Annotated in this window: 20 protein-coding genes, 1 tRNA gene and 2 pseudogenes; 17 read left to right on the top strand and 6 right to left on the bottom strand. The window is 67.5% G+C overall.

Annotated features, from left to right (window positions below):
- Positions 1-63: 63 nt before the first annotated feature.
- Positions 64-405 (bottom strand): extradiol dioxygenase, encoded by a 342-nt coding sequence (locus AB0H36_RS39580; RefSeq protein WP_360535679.1) that lies wholly within the window; start codon positions 403-405, stop codon positions 64-66.
- 187 nt (positions 406-592) lie between these two features.
- Between AB0H36_RS39580 and AB0H36_RS39575 the strand changes: the two genes are divergently transcribed.
- From AB0H36_RS39575 to AB0H36_RS39535, 9 genes and pseudogenes are all read left to right on the top strand, one after another.
- Positions 593-675, top strand: a tRNA-Leu gene (locus tag AB0H36_RS39575).
- A 33-nt stretch (positions 676-708) separates the two neighbouring features.
- The gene (locus AB0H36_RS39570; RefSeq protein WP_360535677.1) at positions 709-1,479 is read left to right on the top strand and encodes a transcriptional regulator; all 771 of its coding nucleotides are present in this window, start codon (positions 709-711) and stop codon (positions 1,477-1,479) included.
- Positions 1,480-1,503: 24 nt separating this feature from the next.
- Complete coding sequence (locus tag AB0H36_RS39565; RefSeq protein ID WP_131351947.1) at positions 1,504-2,085, top strand: response regulator; 582 nt, start codon at positions 1,504-1,506, stop codon at positions 2,083-2,085.
- Between the two features lie 193 nt (positions 2,086-2,278).
- Complete coding sequence (locus AB0H36_RS39560; protein ID WP_360535675.1) at positions 2,279-3,508, top strand: branched-chain amino acid ABC transporter substrate-binding protein; 1,230 nt, start codon at positions 2,279-2,281, stop codon at positions 3,506-3,508.
- Positions 3,509-3,593: 85 nt separating this feature from the next.
- A pseudogene (locus AB0H36_RS39555) lies at positions 3,594-3,953 on the top strand (branched-chain amino acid ABC transporter permease); the annotation flags it as partial.
- An 18-nt stretch (positions 3,954-3,971) separates the two neighbouring features.
- Entirely contained in the window at positions 3,972-4,910 is a 939-nt protein-coding gene (locus AB0H36_RS39550; protein ID WP_360535687.1) for a branched-chain amino acid ABC transporter permease, read from the top strand.
- Positions 4,907-6,622, top strand: coding sequence for a branched-chain amino acid ABC transporter permease (locus tag AB0H36_RS39545; RefSeq protein ID WP_360535673.1), 1,716 nt, complete (start codon positions 4,907-4,909; stop codon positions 6,620-6,622). The genes AB0H36_RS39550 and AB0H36_RS39545 overlap by 4 nt, the downstream gene beginning before the upstream one ends.
- Positions 6,619-7,566 (top strand): ABC transporter ATP-binding protein, encoded by a 948-nt coding sequence (locus tag AB0H36_RS39540; protein WP_360535671.1) that lies wholly within the window; start codon positions 6,619-6,621, stop codon positions 7,564-7,566. The genes AB0H36_RS39545 and AB0H36_RS39540 overlap by 4 nt, the downstream gene beginning before the upstream one ends.
- Positions 7,563-8,279, top strand: coding sequence for an ABC transporter ATP-binding protein (locus AB0H36_RS39535; RefSeq protein ID WP_360535669.1), 717 nt, complete (start codon positions 7,563-7,565; stop codon positions 8,277-8,279). Before AB0H36_RS39540 ends, AB0H36_RS39535 begins: the two co-directional genes overlap by 4 nt.
- Before the next feature lie 51 nt (positions 8,280-8,330).
- Here the strand turns inward: AB0H36_RS39535 and AB0H36_RS39530 are convergent, their stop codons facing one another.
- The gene (locus AB0H36_RS39530; RefSeq protein WP_360535667.1) at positions 8,331-9,047 is read right to left on the bottom strand and encodes a DUF554 domain-containing protein; all 717 of its coding nucleotides are present in this window, start codon (positions 9,045-9,047) and stop codon (positions 8,331-8,333) included.
- Between the two features lie 149 nt (positions 9,048-9,196).
- On the opposite strand from AB0H36_RS39530, the gene AB0H36_RS39525 reads away from it, so the two are divergent.
- A complete protein-coding gene (locus AB0H36_RS39525; protein WP_360535665.1) occupies positions 9,197-9,826 on the top strand; it encodes a GNAT family N-acetyltransferase in 630 nt (209 codons plus the stop codon).
- Here AB0H36_RS39525 and AB0H36_RS39520 read toward each other — a convergent pair.
- Entirely contained in the window at positions 9,789-10,196 is a 408-nt protein-coding gene (locus AB0H36_RS39520; RefSeq protein WP_360535685.1) for a hotdog fold thioesterase, read from the bottom strand. The genes AB0H36_RS39525 and AB0H36_RS39520 overlap by 38 nt on opposite strands.
- A gap of 96 nt (positions 10,197-10,292) precedes the next feature.
- Here AB0H36_RS39520 and polA point away from each other — a divergent pair, with 96 nt between their 5' ends.
- On the top strand, positions 10,293-12,995 hold the full coding sequence (gene polA / locus AB0H36_RS39515) for a DNA polymerase I (RefSeq protein ID WP_360535683.1): 2,703 nt from the start codon (positions 10,293-10,295) through the stop codon (positions 12,993-12,995).
- Between the two features lie 4 nt (positions 12,996-12,999).
- The gene (locus tag AB0H36_RS39510; protein WP_360535663.1) at positions 13,000-13,848 is read left to right on the top strand and encodes a hypothetical protein; all 849 of its coding nucleotides are present in this window, start codon (positions 13,000-13,002) and stop codon (positions 13,846-13,848) included.
- Here the strand turns inward: AB0H36_RS39510 and AB0H36_RS39505 are convergent.
- The gene (locus tag AB0H36_RS39505) at positions 13,845-14,318 is read right to left on the bottom strand and encodes an NUDIX domain-containing protein (RefSeq protein ID WP_360535661.1); all 474 of its coding nucleotides are present in this window, start codon (positions 14,316-14,318) and stop codon (positions 13,845-13,847) included. The genes AB0H36_RS39510 and AB0H36_RS39505 overlap by 4 nt on opposite strands.
- 243 nt (positions 14,319-14,561) lie before the next feature.
- Between AB0H36_RS39505 and AB0H36_RS39500 the strand changes: the two genes are divergently transcribed.
- Genes AB0H36_RS39500 through AB0H36_RS39490 form a run of 3 tightly spaced genes read left to right on the top strand, consistent with a single transcriptional unit; the run spans position 14,562 to position 18,269 of the window.
- Positions 14,562-16,322 carry an extracellular solute-binding protein gene (locus AB0H36_RS39500; protein WP_360535659.1) on the top strand — a complete coding sequence of 587 codons (1,761 nt, stop codon included), beginning with the start codon at positions 14,562-14,564 and terminating at the stop codon, positions 16,320-16,322.
- Complete coding sequence (locus AB0H36_RS39495) at positions 16,319-17,257, top strand: carbohydrate ABC transporter permease (RefSeq protein ID WP_360535657.1); 939 nt, start codon at positions 16,319-16,321, stop codon at positions 17,255-17,257. Before AB0H36_RS39500 ends, AB0H36_RS39495 begins: the two co-directional genes overlap by 4 nt.
- 4 nt (positions 17,258-17,261) lie before the next feature.
- On the top strand, positions 17,262-18,269 hold the full coding sequence (locus tag AB0H36_RS39490) for an ABC transporter permease subunit (RefSeq protein WP_360535655.1): 1,008 nt from the start codon (positions 17,262-17,264) through the stop codon (positions 18,267-18,269).
- 18 nt (positions 18,270-18,287) lie between these two features.
- Here the strand turns inward: AB0H36_RS39490 and AB0H36_RS39485 are convergent, their stop codons facing one another.
- Positions 18,288-19,553, bottom strand: coding sequence for a polysaccharide biosynthesis protein (locus AB0H36_RS39485; protein WP_360535653.1), 1,266 nt, complete (start codon positions 19,551-19,553; stop codon positions 18,288-18,290).
- 43 nt (positions 19,554-19,596) lie between these two features.
- On the opposite strand from AB0H36_RS39485, the gene AB0H36_RS39480 reads away from it, so the two are divergent.
- Positions 19,597-21,267 carry a hypothetical protein gene (locus AB0H36_RS39480; RefSeq protein WP_360535651.1) on the top strand — a complete coding sequence of 557 codons (1,671 nt, stop codon included), beginning with the start codon at positions 19,597-19,599 and terminating at the stop codon, positions 21,265-21,267.
- Between the two features lie 46 nt (positions 21,268-21,313).
- Positions 21,314-21,412, top strand: a pseudogene (locus AB0H36_RS39475) (DUF2613 family protein); the annotation flags it as partial.
- Here AB0H36_RS39475 and AB0H36_RS39470 read toward each other — a convergent pair.
- Positions 21,366-22,550: a glycosyltransferase family 4 protein gene (locus tag AB0H36_RS39470; RefSeq protein WP_360535649.1), complete on the bottom strand. Its 1,185-nt coding sequence runs from the start codon at positions 22,548-22,550 to the stop codon at positions 21,366-21,368. The pseudogene AB0H36_RS39475 and the gene AB0H36_RS39470 overlap by 47 nt on opposite strands.
- Positions 22,551-22,604 lie beyond the last annotated feature (54 nt).

Genomic DNA, 22,604 nt, shown 5'->3' with positions numbered 1-22,604 from the left:
ACCCCGGAAACCTGGTAGGCTGTGATCCTGGATGGTCGGGGGGGGTCTGGTTCCCGCCCGCTTTCAGTTGGATAGGTCGAAGGCGACCGGGTGGAGCGGTTGGTACACGGGGAGATTCGCCCCGCTCGGCAACGGAATCATCGCCAGCCGCCCCCACCCCGCCTCGGTGACCTCGGGGGCCACCTCCAGCCTGGCGAGCAGCGCCTCGATGTCCTCACACATCAAATAGAACTCATGCCGCCCCTCACCATCGGTCGGATGCACAGCAACCTCCGCCGGCGGCAACCGAAAGATCAACCACCCGTCCCCGGCATCGACGTACGGAAACCCGAGCACATCCCGCAGAAACCCCCGATCAGCCTCCGCATCCGCGCTGTAGATGATCACGTGCGCCCCACTGAACATCTCCCGCTCCTTTCCTGCGTCTCCTCCGCCCGTCATCTTCGTCGATCGACGCGCAGACGTCTGCTTCCCGTTCGGGCACCGGCTGAGACATGGCAGTCATCCCCGGAGGGCGCGTGGCTACGGAGAGTGTTCGGCGGGCCGATGAGCGGAAGTGGCTCGGGAGCGGATACAGTTCTCCTGCAACCTTGCCGGGTTGGTGGAATGGCAGACACGACGGACTCAAAATCCGTTGCTCGCAAGGGCGTGTGGGTTCGAATCCCACACCCGGCACAAATTTGTCGGTGCCTGGCGTGACCATGTGGCATGCCCCACTTCAGGTCGCAGGAAACGGTGGACTCCGCGCTTCGGATGTCGGACGAGGGCGTCGGCGATCGGGCGAACGCTGAGATCCACGGCGTCGCGATTACCACGATCCGGCGGTGGCGCCGGCTGTATCAGCGGCGCGGGCTTCCCCGGGGGAGCGGGTTCGCCGGCACACCGTGTCCTCGGTGCGACGGGGCTGAGCTGGACGAGGCGGCGTACGCGCTGCTGCTCGGGTGGTACCTCGGCGACGGGTGTATCGCGCGGGCGCGTCGGGATGTCTTCACGTTGCAGATCGCCAACGACCAGAAGTACCCGCAGCTCAACCAGGAGATCGCGGAGACGATCCGGCGGGTGAAGCCGACTGCGAGTCCGTGTCTGCGGGGCGGGTCGGCGGCGGTCCGGATCGAGGCACGGTGGAAGCATTGGCCGTGTCTGTTCCCTCAGCACGGGCCGGGGATGAAGCATCGGCGCAAGATCGAACTGCTGGCGTGGCAGTCGGAGATTGTTGCCAGGTATCCCGAAAGCTGCTGCGCGGGCTGTTCCACTCCGACGGCTGCCGGTTCGTCAACTGGGCGAGCAAGCCGGACGGAAGGCGCTATTACTATGCGCGCTACATGTTTCACGAACGAGTCCGGCGACATCCGGAACATCCTCACCCAGACGCTCGACATGCTTGGAATTCCCTGGCGGCAGCCGAGGCGGAATGCGATCGCGGTGAGCCGGAAAGCGGCGGTGGAGATGCTCGACAGCTTTGTCGGTCCGAAGGCCTGAGTGCGGGATCGATAAGGTGTGGGCGTGACTGCTAAGCGTGTGGTGATCGCTGAGGACGAGGCTTTGATCCGGATGGATCTGGCCGAGATGCTGGCCGAGGAGGGGTACGACGTCGTCGGGCAGGCAGGCGACGGGGAAGAGGCGATCCGGCTGGCCACCGAGCATCGGCCCGACCTGGTCATCCTCGACGTCAAGATGCCGAAGCTGGACGGGCTGAGCGCGGCGGAGAAGATCGCCGGCGAGCGGATCGCGCCGGTGCTGATGCTGACCGCGTTCTCGCAGCGCGAGCTGGTCGAGCGGGCCCGCGACGCCGGTGCCATGGCGTACCTGGTGAAACCGTTCTCCAAGGCCGATCTGCTGCCCGCGATCGAGATCGCCGCATCCCGGTACGTCGAGCTCGCCGAGCTGGAGCGTGAGGTCGCCGACCTGGCCGAGCGGCTGGAGACCCGCAAGCTGGTGGACCGGGCCAAGTCGATCCTGCAGACGAAGTTCGGATTGAGCGAGCCGGACTCGTTCCGGTGGATCCAGAAAACCGCCATGGACAAAAGAGTTTCCATGCGTCAGGTCGCGGAGTTGGTCGTTGACGAGGCAGGCGGTAGCGACTGAGTCACTCTCCGCGTCGGGCGTCCAGCGGGCGTACAGCAATCACCGGCACTCACGGTACTTACCGCTGTAACGACCTCACAACACACGCTGCGTGACATCGCCTCAGGAGCCATGGGAGGTCTAACCTGCGGGTGCTCGCGGCATTCGCGGGAGTCCGGGGATCTGCTCGGACTATCCAGACATGGGAGGAACAGTGCAACAGCGTTCCGTAGTACGGGTCGGCGCGTCGCTGATCGTTGCGTCGTTGGCCCTGACTGCCTGCGGTTCACGCAGTGGCGACGACGGTGGCGGGGGCTCCGGCGAAGCGACGAAGACCGCCAAGATCGGCGTGATCGCGCCTTTGTCGGGAGACCTGTCGGCGCTGGGTCTGGGTATCCAGCACTCCGTCGAGCTGGCGGTGAAGCAGGCCAATGACTCCAACGCGATTCCCGGGTGGAAGCTCGAGGTCGACGCGAAGGACGACGAGGCGAAGCCGGACGTCGGCAAGAACGCGGCCACCGCGCTGTCGTCGGACGCTGACGTGATCGGCGTCGTCGGCACGCTGAACACCAGCGTCAGCCAGCAGGTCCAGCCGGTCCTCGCGCCGAAGAACATCGTGCAGGTCTCGCCGGCCAACACCGGCCCGGGTCTGACCCAGGGCGCGAACTGGCAGACCGACCCGAAGCGGCCGTACCCGACCTACTTCCGGACCTGCACCACCGACGCGGTCCAGGGCCCGTTCGCCGCTCGCTACCTGTACGAGACGGCGAAGATCACCAAGGTCGCCACGATCCACGACAAGAAGGCGTACGGCCAGGGCCTGGTCGGCACCTTCACCGAGGAGTTCAAGAAGCTGGGTGGTCAGGTCGTCGCGGCCCAGACCATCAACCCGGACGACTCGAACTACCAGGCCGTCATCTCGGCGGTCAAGCCGTCCGCGCCGCAGGCTGTCTACTACGGCGGTGAGTACCCGAACGCGGGTCCGCTCTCGCAGCAGATGAAGGCAGCCGGCCTGAACGTTCCGCTGATGGGCGGCGACGGCATCTACGACCCGAAGTTCATCAGCCTGGGCGGCGCGACGAGCAACGGCGACCTGGCCACCTCGGTCGGTGCGCCGATCGACCAGCTGGAGTCGGCGAAGAAGTTCGTCGAGGACTACAACGCGGCCGGGTTCAAGGACCCGTACGCGGCGTACGGCGGCTACTCCTACGACGCGGCGAACGCGATCATCAACGCGCTCAAGGAGTCGCTGAAGGACGCGTCCGACGTCGAGTCCGCGCGGCAGAAGACGGTCGAGGCGCTGGGCAAGGTCTCCTTCGACGGCGTGACCGGCAAGGTCGCCTTCGACCAGTACGGCGACACCACCTCGAAGGTGCTCACCGTCTACAAGGTTGACGGCGGCAAGTGGGCCACCGTCGAGACCAAGGACTTCGAGACCAAGTAATCGAGTCGACCTCATGCCTCGGGGGTGGGAGCGGATCCTCCCACCCCCGCGGCATGTTCGGAACTGAGGCAGTTGGGAGGTCGACGTGGACCAGTTCTTCCAGCAGCTCGTCAACGGGCTGACGCTGGGATCGCTGTACGCCCTGATCGCCGTCGGGTACACCGTCGTCTACGGCATCGTGCAGCTCATCAACTTCGCCCATGGCGAGGTCTTCATGATCGGTGCGTTCGGCGCACTGACCACCTACTTGTTGTTCTTCGACGGTCAGACCTCGGTGTGGATCCTGCCGATCATGATCATCGGCGCCATCTTCGCGTCGGTCGGCACCGCCGTGGCGATGGAACGTGTCGCGTACCGTCCCCTGCGGAACGCGCCACGACTCGCACCACTGATCACCGCGATCGGCATCTCGGTGTTCTTGCAGGAGTTCGTCCGGCTCTTCTACGAGCGGCCGGGCTGGACCGTGGTGGCGTTCGCCGTCATCGCGGTCGGAGTCGGGTACTACGTCGGCTCGGTGCTGACGAAGGCTGATCTGAACCACCACACGACCAAGTGGTACGACCGTGCTCCGCTGATCGGCGCCGCGTTCGGCGCCGTCGCGCTGTGGGTTGTGGCCCGGCTGATCGAGCCGGACCTGAGTGCGGTCCTGGCCGTCGGTGTCGTCGTCCTCGGCACTGCCGTCGGTACGGCGGTCGGCTGGTTGGCCGGTCTCGTCGCGCGGGGGCGGGCACAGAGCGAAGTCAAGCTCCTGACGGTCGCGGAAGCGGCCGCCGGGGCGGTCGTGTTCGCAGAGTTGTTCTGGGTGTTCTACAAGCAGGTCATCACCAGCATTACCTGGCCGAGCGCCAAGCAGCGCATCCCGTTCCCGCAGATCGACGTGGTGACCGGCCCCGCGCTGGAGGTCGGCGGGGTGACCATCCAGCGGTCCGCGATCTTCACTGTCGCGGCGCTGGCGGTGTGCGCGGTGCTGCTCTGGGTCTTCATCAACCGGACCCGGCTGGGCCGTGGTATGCAGGCCGTGTCGCAGGACCCGGACACCGCCCGCTTGATGGGTATCAACGTCGACCGGATCATCGTGGTGGCTTTCGCCCTAGGTGCCGTGCTGGCCGCGATCGCCGGGATCTCACAGGGCTTCCAGAACAACAACATCGACTTCCGGATGGGCTTCCTGGCCGGTCTGAAGGCGTTCACCGCCGCGGTTCTCGGTGGTATCGGCAACGTGTACGGCGCCGTCGTCGGTGGCCTGGTGCTGGGTGTCGTCGAGGCCTTGGCCACCCAGTACATCCCAGGTCAGTTCGGTGGCGGCTCCTGGAAGGATGTCTGGGCGTTCGTCATCCTGATCCTGGTACTGGTGTTCAGGCCGCAGGGCCTGCTCGGAGCGAGGGTGGTGGATCGGGCGTGAGCGAGGTACGGACAAGCACTCCGGCGGAGCCGGAGGCGACGGCTCAGCAGCCGGTGAACCCGATCGCGTGGCCGGCCGGTGTCGCCGGCGTGGTGCTGGTGATCGTGGGCTCCTTCCTGTCGTGGAGTTACGACGGATCGATCCTCAACGATCTGTCGATCAACTTCTATCCGGGCGGCCTGCAGGTCCTCGCGATCATCGGGGCCTTGCTCGCGCTGATCCTGCTGCTCGCCGAGCGCGGTCCGCTGACGGCGCTGGGGTCCTGGTTGGACGCGACCCTCGGCCTGCGGGCCCTGGGCCTTGGCCTGACGCTGTACATGGTGGGCGTCATCGTGGCGATCACGGTGGAGTCGGACGGCCTGATCAACGTCAACCCGGGTGCCTACGTCTCCCTGGCCGGTGCCGTTCTGATCCTGGTCAGCTCGCGGATGCTCCCGTTGCGGCAGCTTCACGACTTGAGCAAGGCGAGGCTGCCGGGCTGGGCGGAGATCCTCGCCATCTCCGTGATGATGGCGGCGATCCTGTTCGGTGCGGCGTACGCGCTGGGCCTCACGGACGCGTGGTCGTTCATCCTCTGCCTGCTCTTCATCGGCACGGTGATCCTGGCGCTGTTCCGGACCGGCGTGATGACCTGGTTCGGCCACGTCGCCCAGCGGCACAGGAAAGTGCTGACGCTGGCGGCCTTCGTGGTCGCGTTCTTGTTCCCCTTCACCCAGCGCGGGTCGGACGCGAACATGTCGATCGCGTGCCAGGTGCTGATCTTCGCGGCCACCGCGATGGGCCTGAACATCGTGGTCGGTCTGGCCGGCCTGCTGGACCTCGGCTACATCGCCTTCCTCGGTTCCGGCGCCTACGTGGCCGCGATGTTGTCGAACTCCGCGTTCTCGACGATCGACTGGCACCCGCCGTTCGTGGTGGTGATGCTGATCGGCGCCAGTGTGGCGGCGACGCTCGGCCTGATCATCGGGTCACCGACACTCCGCGTCTCCGGTGACTACCTGGCCATCGTGACCTTGGGCTTCGGTGAGATCTTCCGGCTGGCGATGTTCAACCTGGACGGCATCAACGGTCCGCTGCTGACCAATGGCCCGAACGGTATCCCCGGCATCCCGGACCTGCAGATCGGCAACTTCAACTTCGGCGACGAGCACACGATCGCCGGGCTGGAGCTGGGTCGCTTCTCGAACTACTACTTCCTGCTGCTGCTTTTGATCGCGTTCGTCATCCTGGTCTTCGCCCGGCTGAACGACAGCCGGATCGGCCGGGGCTGGGTCGCGATCCGGGAGGACGAGAAGGCCGCCGAGGCGATGGGCGTGAACGTCTTCGGCCTGAAGGTGCTGGCCTTCGTGATCGGGGCCTTCCTGGCCGGTCTGGCCGGCACCATCAAGGCACACCAGGACGTTGCCGTCAGCCCCGACCAGTTCATCTTCCTCGAGTCGGCGTTCCTGCTCGCGGCCGTCGTGCTGGGCGGTATGGGCACCATCGCCGGTGTCTTGCTGGGAGCAACGATCCTGAAGCTGCTGCCGGAGAAGCTGCGTTTCTTCTCGGAGTACCGGCTGCTGCTGTTCGGCCTGCTGCTGGTGCTGATGATGCGGTTCCGGCCGGAGGGCCTGGTGGCGAGCAGACGCCGGCAGCTGGAGTTCCACGAGGAGGACGAGCAGTTGGCCGTCGCGGTCGAGGAAGAGTATCTGGCCGTGGAGGAGGCGAAATGACCGTCACCGAGACTCAGCCCACGACCGGCCGGCCGGTCGGCCAGCCGGTGCTGGAGGCCTCCGGCGTGACCATGCGGTTCGGTGGTCTGCTGGCGGTAAACGACGTGAACCTGACCGTGCGGGAAGGTGAGATCGTCGGCCTGATCGGCCCGAACGGGGCCGGCAAGACGACGTTCTTCAACTGCCTGACCGGCCTTTACAAGCCCACCTCCGGGGTGGTCCGGTTCGCCGGCACGCCGCGCAAGCCGGAGGCGGCCAAGCGCCAGGTGCAGGAGGCGGACGAGGCGGTGGCGGTCCAGGAGCTCGCGCCGCTGACCCCGCTGCCGCCGAAGCCACGCGCCGTGGTCCGGGCCGGAATGGCGCGGACGTTCCAGAACATCCGGCTGTTCGCCAACATGACCGCGCTGGAGAACGTGATGGTCGGGCGCTACTGCCGGACCAGCTCGGGCGCGCTCACCTCGGTGCTGCGCGGGCCGAAGTTCCGTCGCGAGGAGGTGGCCACCCGGGCCCGGGCCCAGGAGCTGCTCGACTTCGTCGGCCTCGGCAAGTCCACCGAGCACCTGGCCCGGAACATGCCGTACGGCGACCAGCGCCGGCTCGAGATCGCGCGGGCGCTGGCCACCGACCCGAAGCTCATCCTGCTGGACGAGCCGACGGCCGGTATGAACCCGCTGGAGACCAAGCAGGCCAGTGACCTGATCTTCAAGATCCGGGACTCCGGCCTGTCGGTCGTGGTGATCGAGCACGACATGCGGTTCATCTTCAACCTCTGCGACCGGGTGCTCTGCCTGGTCCGCGGCGAGGCGCTGATCGAGGGCTCGCCGGCCGAGGTGCAGTCGGACCCGCGCGTGATCGAGGCCTACATCGGCACCGGCGAGGAAGACGACGAGCAGGAAGCGCAGCGTCTGCAGGATGCCGTCGACGGCGAGGAGGAGGCCCCGTGACCGCGATGCTCGAGGTCCGCGACCTGGAAGTTGCCTACGGCAAGATCGTTGCGGTGAAGAAGATCAGCTTCAGCGTGGAGCAGGGGCAGGTGGTGTCGCTGATCGGCACCAACGGCGCCGGCAAGACCACTACGCTGCGGACGATCTCGGGTCTGCTCCGGCCGGTGTCCGGCGAGATCCTGTTCCAGGGCGAGCGGATCGACACCGTCGCCGCGCACGACATCGTCGCGCGCGGGCTGGCACACTCGCCGGAGGGCCGGCGGATCTTTCCAAGGCTGTCGGTCGAGGAGAACCTGACGCTCGGCGCGTTCGCCCGCCGGGACCAGGCCGGCATCCGTGCCGACCTGAACGCGGCGTACGAGCTGTTCCCGATCCTGGGGGAGCGGCGCAAGCAGCCGGCCGGGACGTTCTCCGGCGGTGAGCAGCAGATGCTGGCGATGGGCCGGGCGATGATGAGCCGGCCGAAGCTGCTGATGCTGGACGAGCCGTCGATGGGTCTGTCGCCGATCATGATGCAGCGGATCATGTCGACGGTGACCGAGCTCCAGCGGCAGGGCACGACGATCCTGCTGGTGGAGCAGAACGCGCAGGCAGCGCTGAAGCGGGCCGACTACGGCTACGTGCTCGAGGTCGGCAAGATCGTCCTGTCCGGCACCGGACGCGACCTGCTGGTCAACGAGGACGTCCGCAAGGCCTACCTCGGCGAGGACTGATCAACCAGTAGTTGCTGAGAGCCCCGGTCCGCTAGGACCGGGGCTCTCGTCTCAGTTGCGGATCACGACGAGCAGCTGCACCAGCAGCGGCGCGACGATCAGGGCAGGCAACAGGTCCGCCACCGCGATCTGCTTCAGCTTCAGCAACCGCAGCGCGACACCGATCAGCATCACGCCACCGGTCGCGCCGAGCGCGGTCACATGCGCGTCGGGCAGCACGTCGCCCAGCACCGCGCCGACCGCAGTCATCAGGCCCTGCACGACCAGTACGACGAGCGCCGAGGCCATCACGCCCCAGCCGAAGGACGCAGCGAAGGCGATTGCGGCGAAGCCGTCCAGCACCGCCTTGAGGAACAACTGGTCCGCGCCTCGGCCGAGCCCGTCGGACAACGCGCCCAGGAACGTCAGCGGCCCGACACAGAACACCATCGACGCGGTCACGAAGCCTTCGACGAAGGTGCTCTCGCCTTCGCCGCGATCGAACCGGCGCTGCATCCAGGCGCCGAACTCCTCCAGCCGCTCCTCGATCCGCAGCAGCGAGCCGGCGATCCCGCCGATCAGCATCGCGCCGAGCACGATCAGCACCGGAGCGCTGTCACCGACCGCGTCGCTGAGCACCTGGTCGCCGACCGTGAGTGCCGAGGTGATCGCGATCAGCAGCGTGACCAGGCCGAGCGCGTCCGTCACGAGGTCGCGAGTCCGGTGACTCAGGCGATGGCCGATGAGCACGCCGAGTACCGATCCGACGAGCACTGTCGCGACGTTCACGACAGTACCGATTCCGATGAACAAACCTGGTCTCCGATCAGCCCCGGGAGGCAGCTTTGCAAGTGACCCCCGAGGGCCTACTGTTGCGCGAGGACGAGCGTATCCGCCGTCCCGTTCACCTCGGGGGTGGACCAGACCAGGAGGTCGCTGTGGCAGCAGCCATCGAGGTGAGGGACGCCCAACGCGGTGACGCCGACGCCTTGGTTGCGTTGTGGCGTGAGATGACCACCGGTTCCGGCCATCCGCTGCGGCTGCCCGCGCCGCCGGCGCCGGCTGCGGTCGAGGTTGCTGTCGGCAAACATCTCGACAACCCGTTCGGCCGGCTGCTGGTCGGCGAGCTGGACGGCGCCGTGCACGGGATGGCCTACCTGCGCCGTACGGCGATCAGCCCCCTGCACGACGACTACACCGTCACGGTGGAGTACCTGCATGTCAGCGACGACGCCCGCCGGCATGGCCTGGGCAAGGCGCTGATCGCGGAGGCGGCCGCCTGGGCCGAGCACGAGAACTGCGCCCACCTGGCCGCTGTGGCTCCCGCGATCGCCCGGGAGGCGAATCGGTTCCTGGCCCGGCTGGGGCTCGGACAGGCCGGCGTGCTGCGGTTCGCGACCACGCACACCGTGCGCCGCCGGTTGGCCGCGGAGCACGCGCCGAATCTGCTGGCCCTGCTGTCGTCACGACGCTCCGTGATCGCCCGCCGCGCCCAGCTGGCGCGGCCGCTGCCGGTCGACCCTGCCGACGTCAGCTACCCGGCGGCGCCGGAATCAGCTGGCACGTGATCCGCGCGGTGCACACCCGCTTGTCCCGCTCGTCGGTGATGACCACCTCGTACGACGTCGTCGTACGGCCGAGGTAGATCGGGGTGGCGACGCCGGTGACCACGCCGTCGCGGACCGCGCGGTGGTGGGTGGCATTGATGTCTACCCCCACCGCGACCTTGTCGTAGGCCGCCGCGTGCAATGCCGAGCCGATCGAGCCGAGGCTCTCGGCCAGCACGCAGGACGCGCCGCCGTGCAGCAGGCCGTACGGCTGGGTGTTGCCCTTGACCGGCATGGTGGCGACGATCCGCTCCGGGGCCGCCTCCTTGACCACGATGCCCATGAGCTGGAGGAGAGTGCCCTCCATGCCCATGCCCGGTCCGAGGTTCATTTGATCAGTCACGGAAGCAGACTACGCGGCTGTGACGGAACTGTCGGAGGGAACCACTAGAGTCGGGTTGTGGCTCCAGAAACGAACACCTCGACGATGACCAAGGACTCCGCGCAGCCAGGTGCCGGCCGGCCGCGGATCCTGCTGCTGGACGGGCACTCGCTGGCGTACCGGGCGTTCTACGCGCTCCCGGTGGAGAACTTCTCCACCACCACCGGGCAGCACACCAACGCGGTGTACGGGTTCACCTCGATGCTGATCAACATGCTCCGCGACGAGCAGCCCACCCATGTCTGCGTCGCGTTCGACGTGTCCCGCAAGACCTTCCGCTCCGAGCAGTACGCGGAGTACAAGGCCGGCCGGTCGAAGTCGCCGGACGAGTTCAAGGGGCAGGTCTCGCTGGTCAAGGAGGTGCTGGAGGCGCTCCGGATCCCGACCACCGAGATCGACGGCTGGGAGGCCGACGACATCATCGCGACGCTCGCCACGCAGGCGTCCGAGCAGGGTTTCGAGGTGCTGATCAGCAGCGGCGACCGGGACGCGTTCCAGCTGGTCAGCGAGGACGTCACGGTGCTGTACCCGAAGCGCGGCGTGTCCGAGATCGCCCGGATGGACCCGGCCGCGGTCGAGGAGAAGTACGGCGTGACCCCGCGGCTGTACCCGGATCTCGCGGCGCTGGTGGGGGAGTCGAGTGACAACCTGCCGGGGGTGCCCGGCGTCGGCCCGAAGACGGCGGCCAAGTGGCTGAACCAGTTCGGCTCGCTGAACGACGTGGTCGACCGGGTGAACGAGATCAAGGGCAAGGCCGGTGAGTCGCTGCGCGAGCACCTGGCCGACGTGATCCGGAACCGGCAGATCAACGAGCTGGTCCGCGACCTGACCCTGGACGTCACCGTGGACGACCTGGTCCGCACGCCGTGGGACCGGGAGAAGGTGCACACGCTGTTCGACAGCCTGGAGTTCCGGGTGCTGCGCGAGCGGCTGGTCGCCGAGCACGAGGAGGTCGACGCGACCGTCGACCACGGATTCGAGCTGGAAGGCGTCCAGCTGAAGCCCGGCGAGGTGGCCGGCTGGCTCAAGGAGCACGTGAGCGGCGGCGAGCGGGTCGGCGTCGCGGTCCAGGGCAGCTGGGGTCGTGGCACCGGTGAGATCACCGGCCTGGCGCTGGCCAACACCTCGGGCGCGGCCGCCTGGTTCGACCCGACGACCCTGACGCCGGACGACGACGCGGCCTGGCAGGCCTGGCTCGCCGACCCGAAGCAGCCGAAGGCGTTGCACGACGCGAAGGGCCCGCTGCTCGGCTTCCTGGAGCGCGGCTGGACGCTGGCCGGGCTGAGCTCGGACACCCAGCTCAGCGCGTACCTGGCCCGCCCCGACCAGCGGTCGTACGACCTGGCCGACCTGACCGTCCGCTACCTCAAGCGGGAGCTGCGCAACGAGGAGGCCGACAACGGCCAGCTCAGCTTCGACGACGTCGAGGGCGGCCCGGCCGCAGACCACACGATGCTGCGCGCCCGGGCGATCGCCGACCTGGCCGACACGCTGGACGCGGAGCTGGAGAAGCAGGCGGGGACGTCGCTGCTGGCCGACGTCGAGCTGCCGCTGATCGACGTCATCGCCGGCATGGAGCGGGACGGAATCGCCGTCGACCGGCCGTACCTGGAGGAGCTCGAGGCACGGTTCGCCACCGGGGTCCGGGAGGCCGCGACCTCGGCGTACGAGGTGATCGGCAAGGAGATCAACCTCGGGTCGCCGAAGCAGCTGCAGGTGGTGCTGTTCGACGAGCTGCAGATGCCGAAGACGAAGCGCACCAAGACCGGGTACACCACCGACGCGGACTCGCTGCAGGCGCTGTTCGAGAAGACCGAGCACCCGTTCCTGGCGTACCTGCTGGCGCACCGGGACGCGACCCGGCTGCGGCAGACGGTCGAGGGGCTGCTGAAGACGATCAGCCCGAAGGACGGCCGGATCCACACCACGTTCAACCAGACCATCGCGGCGACCGGGCGGCTCAGCTCGACCGATCCGAACCTGCAGAACATCCCGATCCGGACCGAGGAAGGCCGCCGGATCCGGCAGGCGTTCATCGTGGGCGAGGGCAACGAGTCGCTGATGTCGGCCGACTACAGCCAGATCGAGATGCGGATCATGGCGCACGTGTCCGCCGACGACGGGCTGATCTCCGCGTTCAACTCGGGCATGGACTTCCACTCGGTGACCGCGTCGCGGGTGTTCTCGGTGGAGCCGTCGGAGGTCACGCAGGAGCAGCGGGCCAAGATCAAGGCGATGAACTACGGCCTGGCGTACGGTCTGTCGGCGTTCGGGCTGAGCCAGCAGCTGAAGATCGGCGTGGACGAGGCCCGCGGGCTGATGGACGAGTACTTCGAGGGCTTCGGTGGCGTCCGGGACTACCTGCGGTCGATCGTGATCGACGCGGGCAAGAGCGGGTACACCGAGACCATCCTGGGCCGCCGCCGCTACCTGCCGGACCTGACCAGCGACAACCGGCAGCGCCGGGAGATGGCCGAGCGGATGGCGCTGAACGCGCCGATCCAGGGTTCGGCCGCGGACGTGATCAAGATGGCGATGCTGAAGGTCGACGCGTCGCTGCGCGAGTCCGGCCTGAAGTCGCGGATGCTGCTCCAGGTGCACGACGAGCTCGTCTTCGAGATCGCCCCGGGCGAGCGCGAGCCGCTCGAGGAGCTGGTCCGCCGCGACATGGGCCACGCCGTCGACATGGCCGTCCCCCTCGACGTGTCGGTCGGCGTCGGCCGCACCTGGCACGAGGCCGCTCACTGAGCTGATGGTGGAGCCGAACCGGCCGTTCCGGTGGGACCTGGTGCGGCCGGACCAGCTCGGCTCTCTGCTGGACGGTGTCGAGGAGCCGGACCTGTTCTTCCTCGACGACCTGGTCGAGTGCGCCGCGCGAGTGCTGGCGCAGTGCGGCGACGGCGATCTGTACTTCGTGGGCCGGTCCGTCGACAGCCTCTTCGACCTGCTCAGCGGCGCCCTCGCGGACACCGCCTGGAGCTCCCGGCTGCACCCGCTGCCGCTGTCGCTGTTCCGGGGTGCAGGCCAGGACCTCACCGGCGCGGAGCTGCGGCAGCTCCGGACCAACCTGGCCGCCGACGGCCTCGCACCGGCCGAGCTCATGCGCGGCCGCCCGACTGTCTTCGTCGACCTGGTCTACGAGGGCTCCACCTTCGAGAACCTGTACGACGTGCTGCGCCGGTGGATCGACGACGACCGGGCCCAGTGGGACGTGATCCGGCGGCAGCTGCGGTTCATCGGGATCACGGCCCGCAGGAAGACCAGTCCGAACATCTGGCGCTGGCAGCAGCACGCCGAGTTCGCCGCGGAACTGCCGCCGTCGGCGATCCGGAACGTGTCGATCGACGGCCGGCTGTGGTCGTACTTCGGCGACTACCAGCCGAAGACGGCGGCGTCGTTCCGTCGGCAGGCCTGGTCCGATCCCGGGGTGACGGATCCGCGCCGGGACGACCGGACCAGGTTCGCGCTGGCACAGGCTGTCCGGCTGGTCGAGAAGGCACGCACCCCAGAGGTCCGACGTCAGCTGGCGGAGCGCCTGGGCCGCGAACCTGCCATTAACGAACGGTGGTTGCGCGACTTGCAACTCGCCTTACGGCGTTAGCCGCGGACGAAGGTCGGGGTTGGGTCGGGGGAGAGGGCGCCGGCGATCGCCTGCTGTTCGTGGGGAGACAGGGGCGGGAGGTCCGACAGCGGGAACCAGGCGACCTCGAGGGACTCGTCGTCGTTGACGCGAGGGGTGCCGTGCAGTGGGCGGCAACGGAAGCAGAGGTCGAGGAACTGCACCTGATCGCCGTTCGGGTAGCTGGACGGCGGCAGCGACTCCACGCTGATCAGGCGTTCCACCTCGACGGTGACCGCGGTCTCTTCCTGGATCTCCCGGACCAGCGCGACCGCCGGCTGCTCACCGGGTTCGAGGATGCCGGCGACCAAGGCCCAGTGGCCGGTGTCCACGCGCCGTACCAGCAGGACCTGGCCGGCGTCGTCGAGGACCACTCCGCTGATGCCGGTGAGCCACAGCAGGTCGTGGCCGATCTTCTCGCGGAGTTCGAGGATGAACTTCGGGGTCGCCATGGTGTGAATCCTAGAGAAGCCGCGACAACCCTTTAGTTTCCGCAAGAAAGTTGACCACCAGGCAGCAAGGGCAAGCGGTTTCCACGCAAGACACGGACAGTGCCGATCTGGTCCCGGTCAGTAAAGAGTGAACTCTTCCGAAGTCATCCGATCTGTGCCATTCTCCCGCCAAAGATCCGAGATCCTATCGGATATTTCGTCTCTTCCGTCCTAGACCGCCATCTAGACCGCCTTGGAGGACCCATGCCGAAGAACGCTGCCGGGCCGACCGGACTCAGCCGTCGATCACTCATCGCCGGAGCTCTCGGCCTGACTGCCGCGACCGCCGGCGGAGGTCTGCTCAGTGGCTGCAGCAGTTCGGGGAACGCGAGTGGCGCCGCCGGCGCTGCCACCGGCCCGGCTGCCGCTCCCAGCGTCACGCTCGGCCCGAAACTGGCGGGGGTGCTGTACCCGGACGGGTACGTCGGCCCGGTGGCCCGTGAGCACAAGCCGATCACCACCGAGAAGGTCACGTTCAAGATCGTCGTCAAGCAGGACGTCACCATCGGCGACTGGAAGACCAACGCGTTCACCAAGTGGCTGGAGCAGAAGACAGGAATCCACATCGAGTGGAACCAGGTCGGCGGCACCGACGACGACGTGATGACCAAGGTGAACGCGATGATCGCGGCCGGCGACATCCCGGACGCCTTCATGGGCATCGACTTCAGCCGTTCGCAGCTGTTCCTGTACGGCTCGCAGGGCCTGTTCGCCGACGTCAACCAGTACATCGACGGGTACGCGCTGAACCTGCAGCAGGCGATGAAGGACTACCCGGACGCGCGCAAGCTGGTGCAGGCGCCGGACAAGAAGATCTACTCGTTCCCGAACTTCAACGACTGCTACCACTGCCGGGCCAGTGCCGGCCGGTCGTTCCTGAACACCCAGTGGATCAAGCAGGTCGGCCTGGCGATGCCGAAGACCACCGACGAGTTCCTCGAGGTGATGCGCGCGTTCAAGAAGGCGGACCTGGCCGGCAACGGCCGGACCATCCCGTTCGCCGGCTACAAGGACGCCAAGATCGATCCGTACTTCGTGAACGCGTTCCTCTACAACCCGGGCGACCCGTGGCTGGTCCTGAACGACGGCAAGGTCGACGTGACCTTCAACAAGGACGAGTGGCGCGAGGGCCTGAAGTACATGAACACCCTGTACGGCGAGGGCCTGATCAACCGCGACGTGTTCACCGCCGACGAGGACCAGTTGCAGCGGTACGGCAACGCCCCGGGCAAGCCGCTGATCGGGGGCGCCCGGGTGAACTACTGGGGCAACTTCGTCGACATCGACCAGAAGGACCCGAACGCCCGGTGGCGCGAGTACGAGGCGTGCCCGCCGCTGGAGGGACCGAACAAGGTCCGGTACGCGGCCTGGGACTACCTGAACATCGGCGTCGAGGTGTCCCAGCTGGTGATCACCAAGAAGTGCGCCAAGCCGGAGCTCCTGGTCCAGTGGGCGGACGCGCAGTTGGAGCTCGAGGCGATCCTGCGCGGGTACGCCGGCCCGCAGTTCGCCTGGGCGAAGAAGGGTGAGCTGGGCATCAACGGCAAGCAGGCCGTCTACGGCTACGCCGCCACCTGGAACACCTCGAAGAACATCAGCTGGAGCCAGGACAACCCGATGTACCGCTCCCAGGACTTCCGGCTGAGCGAGCGCGTGGACCCGAAGGACCTCACCTTCGAGAAGCCGCTCTACGAGCAGACCAAGCAGAGCTACTTCCCGTACAAGCAGCCGCAGGACCTGCAGTTCCCGCCGGTCACCCTGGACCAGGACCAGGCCGCGCAGGAGGCGGAGCTGAAGACCAACCTGAAGGGTGAGGTCGAGCAGTCGTTCGCCAAGTTCCTCACCGGGCAGCTCGACCCGAACGACGACGCCGCGTGGAACGACTACAAGGACCGGGTCGAGAAGATCGGCGTGAAGCCGTACCTCGAGCTGCAGCAGGCCGCCTACGAGGCCTACAACTCATGACCGCCACCCCCACGCTGCCGCCGGACGAGACGCGGAGGGCGGTCGGGGCGCCGATCCAGGACACCCGGGGCGACAAGATCGCCCTGGCCTGCATCTACACCGCGCTCGGCCTGTTCTGCCTGGCCGTGCTGTACCCGATCGTCTACGTCCTCAGCGCCTCGGTCAGCAACACCAAGCGGGTGGCCGCCGGCGAGGTCTGGCTGTGGCCGGTCGGCTTCACCCTCGATGCCTACAAGGCGATCTTCGACTACGACGCGATCGTCAGCAGCTTCGGCAACTCCGTGTACTACGCGGTGGTCGGAGCCGTCGTGGCCACGGTCCTCACACTGCTGGCGGCGTACCCGCTGTCCCGGAAAGGCCTGCCGGGCAAGGGGTTCGTCATGGCCGCGTTCGTTTTCACGATGATGTTCAGCGGCGGCATGATCCCGACGTACCTGGTGGTGGACCAGCTGGGCCTGCTGAACACCCGGTGGGCGATGATCCTGCCGACCGCGCTCGCGGTCTGGAACGTGATCATCACCAGGACCTATTTCATGGTGACGATTCCGGAGGAGCTGGTCGAGGCCGGCAAGGTGGACGGCTGCAGCGACTTCGGGTTCTTCTGGCGCGTCGTGCTGCCGCTGAGCAAGCCCATCATCGCGGTGAACCTGCTGTTCTACGCGGTCGGGCAGTGGAACTCGTTCTTCAACGCGCTGATCTACCTGACCAACGAGCACCTGTTCCCGTTGCAGGTGGTGCTGCGGCAGATCCTGATCCAGACCAAGGTCGACCCGGCCCAGATGCCCGACACCAGCAAGCTGGCGCAGCTGAAGGAGTTGCAGCAGCAGCTGAAGTACTCGCTGATCGTGATCGGCATGATTCCGCCGTTGCTGGTCTACCCCTTCGTGCAGAAGCACTTCGTCAAGGGGGCCATGATCGGCTCGCTGAAGGGGTGACGAGATGACGACGACCGAAACGCGTCCCGCCGCCAAGTCGCCGGCCCGGCGGCAGGTTGCCGGCGGCCGCCGGCACGGCCGGATCAAGGAGCCGAAACCCTCGGTCCGGCTCGGCATCCGGATGCGCCGGAACTGGCAGCTGTACGCGATGCTGGCGCTGCCGCTGATCTGGCTGGCGATCTTCGCCTACTGGCCGATGTACGGCGTGATCATCGCGTTCAAGGACTACAACGTGGTGTCCGGGATCTGGGGCAGCCCGTGGGCCGGGTTCAAGTACTTCGACCGGTTCATCGAGTCGTACCAGTTCTGGAAGCTGATCAAGAACACCGTGTTCCTGCACGTGTACGAGCTGGTCGCGACGTTCCCGTTGCCGATCATCCTCGCGCTCTGCCTGAACACGGTCCGGAAGAAGTGGTTCAGCCGGTCGGCGCAGCTGATCACCTACGCGCCGCACTTCATCTCGACGGTGGTGGTCGTCGGCCTGATCGTCGTACTGACGAACCCGAACACCGGCGTGAGCAACCAGCTGCTCGGCCTGTTCGGCATCGGGCCGGTCGACCTGATGGGTGACTCCGGGATGTTCCGGCACCTGTACGTGTGGTCGGGCGCCTGGCAGACGATGGGGTTCTCGGCGATCATCTACCTGGCCGCGCTGACCAGTGTGCCGCCGGAGCTGCACGAGGCGGCGATCGTGGACGGCGCCTCGCGGTTGCGGCGGGTGTGGCACATCGACCTGCCGGCGATCGTGCCGGTCGCGGTCATCCTGCTGATCCTGAACATCGGCTCGATCCTGTCGGTCGGGTTCGAGAAGGTGCTGCTGATGCAGAACAGCCTGAACCTCGACACCGCCGAAGTGATCGACACCTACGTGTACAAGATCGGTCTGGCCTCGGCGGTGCCGCAGTTCAGCTACGCGACCGCGATCGGGTTGTTCCGATCGGTGATCGGGCTGGTGCTGCTGGTGCTGGCGAACACCTTCGCCCGCCGCTTCGCCAAGTCGAGCCTTTGGTGATGGTGAGCCTTTGGTGAGCTATTTGCCGTCGGTGGTCTGGCGGTGCAGTCCGGCCGCCAGCACCACCGACAGCAGTACGGCGCAGGCGCTGGTCATCGCGACCAGCGCCTTCACACCGGCCATGCCGGTGGCGAGGTCGGTGCCGAGGACGATCCCGGCGCCGATCGCGAGCACGACCAGGCCGATCCAGATCACCAGAGCGGCTCGCTTCTCCTGCTGTGCGATCGCGGCGTAGACGACCAGCTGCAGTACGGCGTACGCCGAGCCGGAGATCGCGAACAGCCAGGTGTACGGACCGAGTGACGCGTAGTCCTCCTTGCCGCCGATCACGGTCACGACCAGGTCCGGCAACAGCAGCGCGCCGACAACCGTGCACACACCGAGCCCGGCAACGGCTTGGATCGCCCGGCGCAGGCGGACCGTGTCGCCGGGGGAGCTGGCGAGTGACGGGAACACGATGACGATCACGAACTGCGGCAGGAACAGGCACGCCTTCGCCACGATCACACCGGCCGCGTAGTACCCGCTGTGCCGGCCGTCCAGCAGTGCACGGGCAAACAGCACGTCCGCGTTGGCGATGGCGAAGAACGCGAGCAGCGTGTGCGTGCCGTGCACCGTCTCCCGCAGTACGTCCTTGACCAGCGCCGACGTACCGCCATGGGACCCACGCAGCAGGAAGCCACCCAGCAGAGCCGGTACGGCGGCCCCAAGCGCAAGACCGATCATGGCTGCGTCGAGGGACGGGTGGACGAGGAGCGCACCGCCACCCAGCAGCAGCCGCCCGACGCCGACCGACGTGTAGACGCCCGCGAGCTCGGTCCAGCGTTGACTGCCTTGGAGTACGCCGAGCTGCGAACCCATCAGCGTGAGACAGCCGAGAGTGGGAGCGAGCAGCATGATCGCGACCACGGAGTCGATGTGCAGCAGCCAGACGAACAGCGGCGTCGCGAGCAGGCAGACGATCGTCAGTCCGAGCGCGGCCCGCCGGCCTGCCTTCAGCATCGCGTTGGCCAGTGCCTCGGCACCCGCCCCGGTGTGTGTGGCCAGCTGGCGGGCGCCGGTGGCCTGCAGCCCGAGTGACGCGACGTTGCCGATCAGCAGCAGTCCGAGCAGTGCGGTGATGGCACCGAACTGCTCCGGCACCAGCCGGTGGACGCAAATCAGGGTGAAACCGTAGGCCGCGACGTTCATGATGGCCATGCCGACGGCGACGACCGTCGCGCTGCGCAGGAAAGCGAGTCGCGGTGCCTTGGGCTCTTGCTCAGGGGTGGTCTCAGCGCTCATGCTCTACTGCCTTGTGAGAGAGCTACAGAGGGGAGAGGTGGTCATGTCAGAACGTGCCGTGCGCGTTCTGTCCTGGTTGTGGCCTGTCCTGCTCACCCTGTTGATCACTGCTCCGCTACTCGCTCCGGGCTACGTGGTCGGCTACGACATGGTGTTCGTACCGGACCTCACGGTACGACTAGACCTGTTCGGTGTCACAACGGCCATGCCCCGCGCGGTCCCGTCGGACGTGCTCGTCGCCGTACTGGACGAGGTGGTCGGTGGGCAGGTGCTGAACAAGATCGTGCTGGTCGCGATTCCACTCCTGTCCGGGCTTGGCATGACCGCGCTGTGGCGGGAGCTCCGGCTCGGCGCCGCGTTGCCCGGTGCCGCGGCCGTGACCCTCTTCGTCTGGAACCCGTTCGTCGCCGAGCGCCTCCGCCTCGGCGCCTGGGCCCTCCTCCTCGGGTACGCCGCCTTGCCGTGGCTCGTGCGGTCCGCACTGCGACTGCGGAAGGGGAAGGGGTGGCCGGGCTTCCTCCTCGCCTCCGCCGGCTGCGCGCTGACCGCATCTGGGGGCATCGTCGGCTTGCTGGTCGCCGGGCTCATCCTGCTGTGGCCGGGGCGTCGCGTGGTCTGGCCGCTCGGCGCGGCGGTCTTGCTGAACGCTCCCTGGCTGGTGGCAGGTCTGGCGCACGGCGGTAGTGCCACAGCCGACCCTGCCTCGGTGACAGCCTTTGCGGCTCGCAACGAGGGCTACGGGGGAGCGCTGCCAACGCTGCTCACACTGGGCGGCGTCTGGAACGCAGACGTTGTCCCTGGCAACAGAGGCGACCTGCTGCCGGTCATCTTCGCGTTCATCATGCTGCTCCTGTCGATCGCAGGCGTCGTGCTCTGGTGGCGACAGGACCGCATTGTCGGCGCACTGGTCGTGGCTGCAGTCGTCTCCTTGCTGGTGGGCATGGCCGGCGTCGTCGCGCCGGGTGCCTTTGCAGACGTCGTTGCCAACGTCCCTGGTGCCGGTCTCTTCCGCGACGGCCAGCGCCACCTCGGTCCGCTGGTGTTGCTCGAGTCGATCGGCTTCGGCGTGGCGATTCATGCTTTGCTGCAGCGCGTCCCACTGAGCCGAGTTGTCGGAGTGACCGCCGTACTGCTGCCGATCGCGGCGCTGCCCGCGCTGGCCGGCGGGGGCGGGCTCAAGGTGTCGCACTACCCGGCGGAGTGGGCGCGGGCGCAGCAGGCGCTGGACGGACCGTTCATCCCGTGGCCGTTCGAGTCCTACCGGGCACCGCTCTGGAACGACCGCCGTCCGGTGCTGGACCCGATGCCCCGGTACTTCGACCAACCCGCGGTCGTCCCGGACGAGCTCATCGTCTCCGGCCACCGCCTGGCCGGTGAGGACGCCCGCGCTGCCGCTGTGGCGACAGCAGTCCGTACGGCGATGCGCGACGGGACCGACCCGACTCCGGCGCTCCTGCAGCAGGGCGTCGGCTGGCTCGTCTACGACCGGGACGCCGGCGGGGCGCCGCCGCGCGATTCGATCCCCGGACTGACCGAGGTCTACTCGGCGATGACCGTGAGCGTTTACCAGCTGGCCGGAACGCACGTCCCACAACACGATCCGCCGTGGCGCACAGCCGTCGTACTGGCCGCCTGGGCGATCGCCGGAGCCACCCTGGCGGCCGCACTGGCCGGTCTGGTGAACCGTCGCTCCATGGTCTGGCGGAGTCGCTGAGCGGTTGTTACTCTTCGGTTCACTTATCGAGGAGGGGACACGCTTCATGGGATCACTGATCGGTGCGGCCATCGCCGTCTTCGCGGGCCTGGCCGTGGCTACGACCACGGTTGTCGGGGTCGTGCAGTCGGTGCAGGAAGACCCGCAGCCGCCGGCGGGACAGACGCAGGGGCAGGCTGACGTTCCGGTCGTGGGGTACGGCTCGAAGTAGTCAGCAGCCGATCGAAGGCCAGTGCGGTCGCACTCCAGGTGAAGTTGCCCGCACTGGCTGCCGCTCCCTCCGACAGCCGCTGCCGGAGCTGCGCGTTCTGCAGCAGCTCGATGATCGCCGCGGTGAACTCATTGGGCTCGTCCACCAGCACACCCGACTCTCCGTCGTGCACCGACTCGGTCGGACCACCCGCACTCCGGTAGGCCACCGTCGGCACGCCGTGCCCGGCGGCCTCGCCGACCACCAGGCCCCAGCCCTCCTTGAGGCTTGGCAGCGCCTGGACCCACGCCTCGTCGTACGCCGCGTGCTTGTCGTCCTCGCTGACGTGACCGAGGAATTCGACGGCGTCCTGCAGTCCGCGCTCGGCGACGTACGCCTTCAGCGAGTCCTCCCACCAGCCCGAGCCGACCACGACCAGTCGTGCATCGGGCAGCACCTTGCGGGCTTCCGCGATGGCGTCGACGGCGTGCTCGACCTGCTTGTGCGGCACCAGCCGGCCGACGCACACCACCGTCGGTACTGCGGCCTTGGGTCGCTGCCGTGGTGGCGCCGGATCGGTGCCGTTGTGGATCACGTCGATGCTCTGCACGCCAAGGCCCGCCAGCTCGTCGCGGGAGGCCGACGACACGGTGACGTAGCGGCAGTCGTCGTACAGGCGGGGTGCGGCGACCGACTCGAGCCACCAGCCCAGCCGACCACGCCAGCCCGGGTACACGACCTGCCACTGCTCCTGGTGGACGTGGTGGACGAGGACGACGACGCCGGTACGACGTACGAGACGGGTAAAGAATGGGAGTCCGTTCTGCACGTCGATCACGTGGTCCGGGCGGCGCAGCCAGGTGTGCAGCATGCCCCGGAGGTACACCGTGACCTTGGTGCCGCGGTACAGGTACCGCACATCGTGGCGTCGCGACTCCCGTGGACTGCCCGGGTAGGCCGCGCACAGCACGGTCACTCGCCAGCCCAATGCCGCAAGGCCTCTCGCCACCTCCTCGACGTACCTCTCGGAACCCCCACCCTCCGGGTTGGTCGTGTCCCGCCAGTTCAGCAACAGCACGCTCTGTGCACGCACTCTGATAGCCCCACCCTCCGGCCTTTGCCCTCACCGTCAACCTCCCCCGAGGTA

Origin of the sequence: Kribbella sp. NPDC050820 (assembly GCF_040653975.1) — a bacterium.
Taxonomy (GTDB): Bacteria; Actinomycetota; Actinomycetes; order Propionibacteriales; family Kribbellaceae; genus Kribbella.
The sequence above is the reverse complement of the archived record's forward strand: the minus strand, read 5'-3'. Positions and strand labels throughout refer to the sequence as shown.

Excerpts from the sequence above, each read along its gene's own strand:
- polA (WP_360535683.1), top strand. The coding sequence starts at position 10,293 with ATGACCAAGGACTCCGCGCAGCCAGGTGCCGGCCGGCCGCGGATCCTG.
- AB0H36_RS39580 (WP_360535679.1), bottom strand. The coding sequence starts at position 405 with ATGTTCAGTGGGGCGCACGTGATCATCTACAGCGCGGATGCGGAGGCT.
- AB0H36_RS39480 (WP_360535651.1), top strand. The coding sequence starts at position 19,597 with ATGTCAGAACGTGCCGTGCGCGTTCTGTCCTGGTTGTGGCCTGTCCTG.
- AB0H36_RS39500 (WP_360535659.1), top strand. The coding sequence starts at position 14,562 with ATGCCGAAGAACGCTGCCGGGCCGACCGGACTCAGCCGTCGATCACTC.
- AB0H36_RS39520 (WP_360535685.1), bottom strand. The coding sequence starts at position 10,196 with ATGAACCTCGGACCGGGCATGGGCATGGAGGGCACTCTCCTCCAGCTC.
- AB0H36_RS39510 (WP_360535663.1), top strand. The coding sequence starts at position 13,000 with ATGGTGGAGCCGAACCGGCCGTTCCGGTGGGACCTGGTGCGGCCGGAC.
- AB0H36_RS39570 (WP_360535677.1), top strand. The coding sequence starts at position 709 with ATGCCCCACTTCAGGTCGCAGGAAACGGTGGACTCCGCGCTTCGGATG.
- AB0H36_RS39505 (WP_360535661.1), bottom strand. The coding sequence starts at position 14,318 with ATGGCGACCCCGAAGTTCATCCTCGAACTCCGCGAGAAGATCGGCCAC.
- AB0H36_RS39540 (WP_360535671.1), top strand. The coding sequence starts at position 6,619 with ATGACCGTCACCGAGACTCAGCCCACGACCGGCCGGCCGGTCGGCCAG.
- AB0H36_RS39485 (WP_360535653.1), bottom strand. The coding sequence starts at position 19,553 with ATGAGCGCTGAGACCACCCCTGAGCAAGAGCCCAAGGCACCGCGACTC.
- AB0H36_RS39490 (WP_360535655.1), top strand. The coding sequence starts at position 17,262 with ATGACGACGACCGAAACGCGTCCCGCCGCCAAGTCGCCGGCCCGGCGG.
- AB0H36_RS39495 (WP_360535657.1), top strand. The coding sequence starts at position 16,319 with ATGACCGCCACCCCCACGCTGCCGCCGGACGAGACGCGGAGGGCGGTC.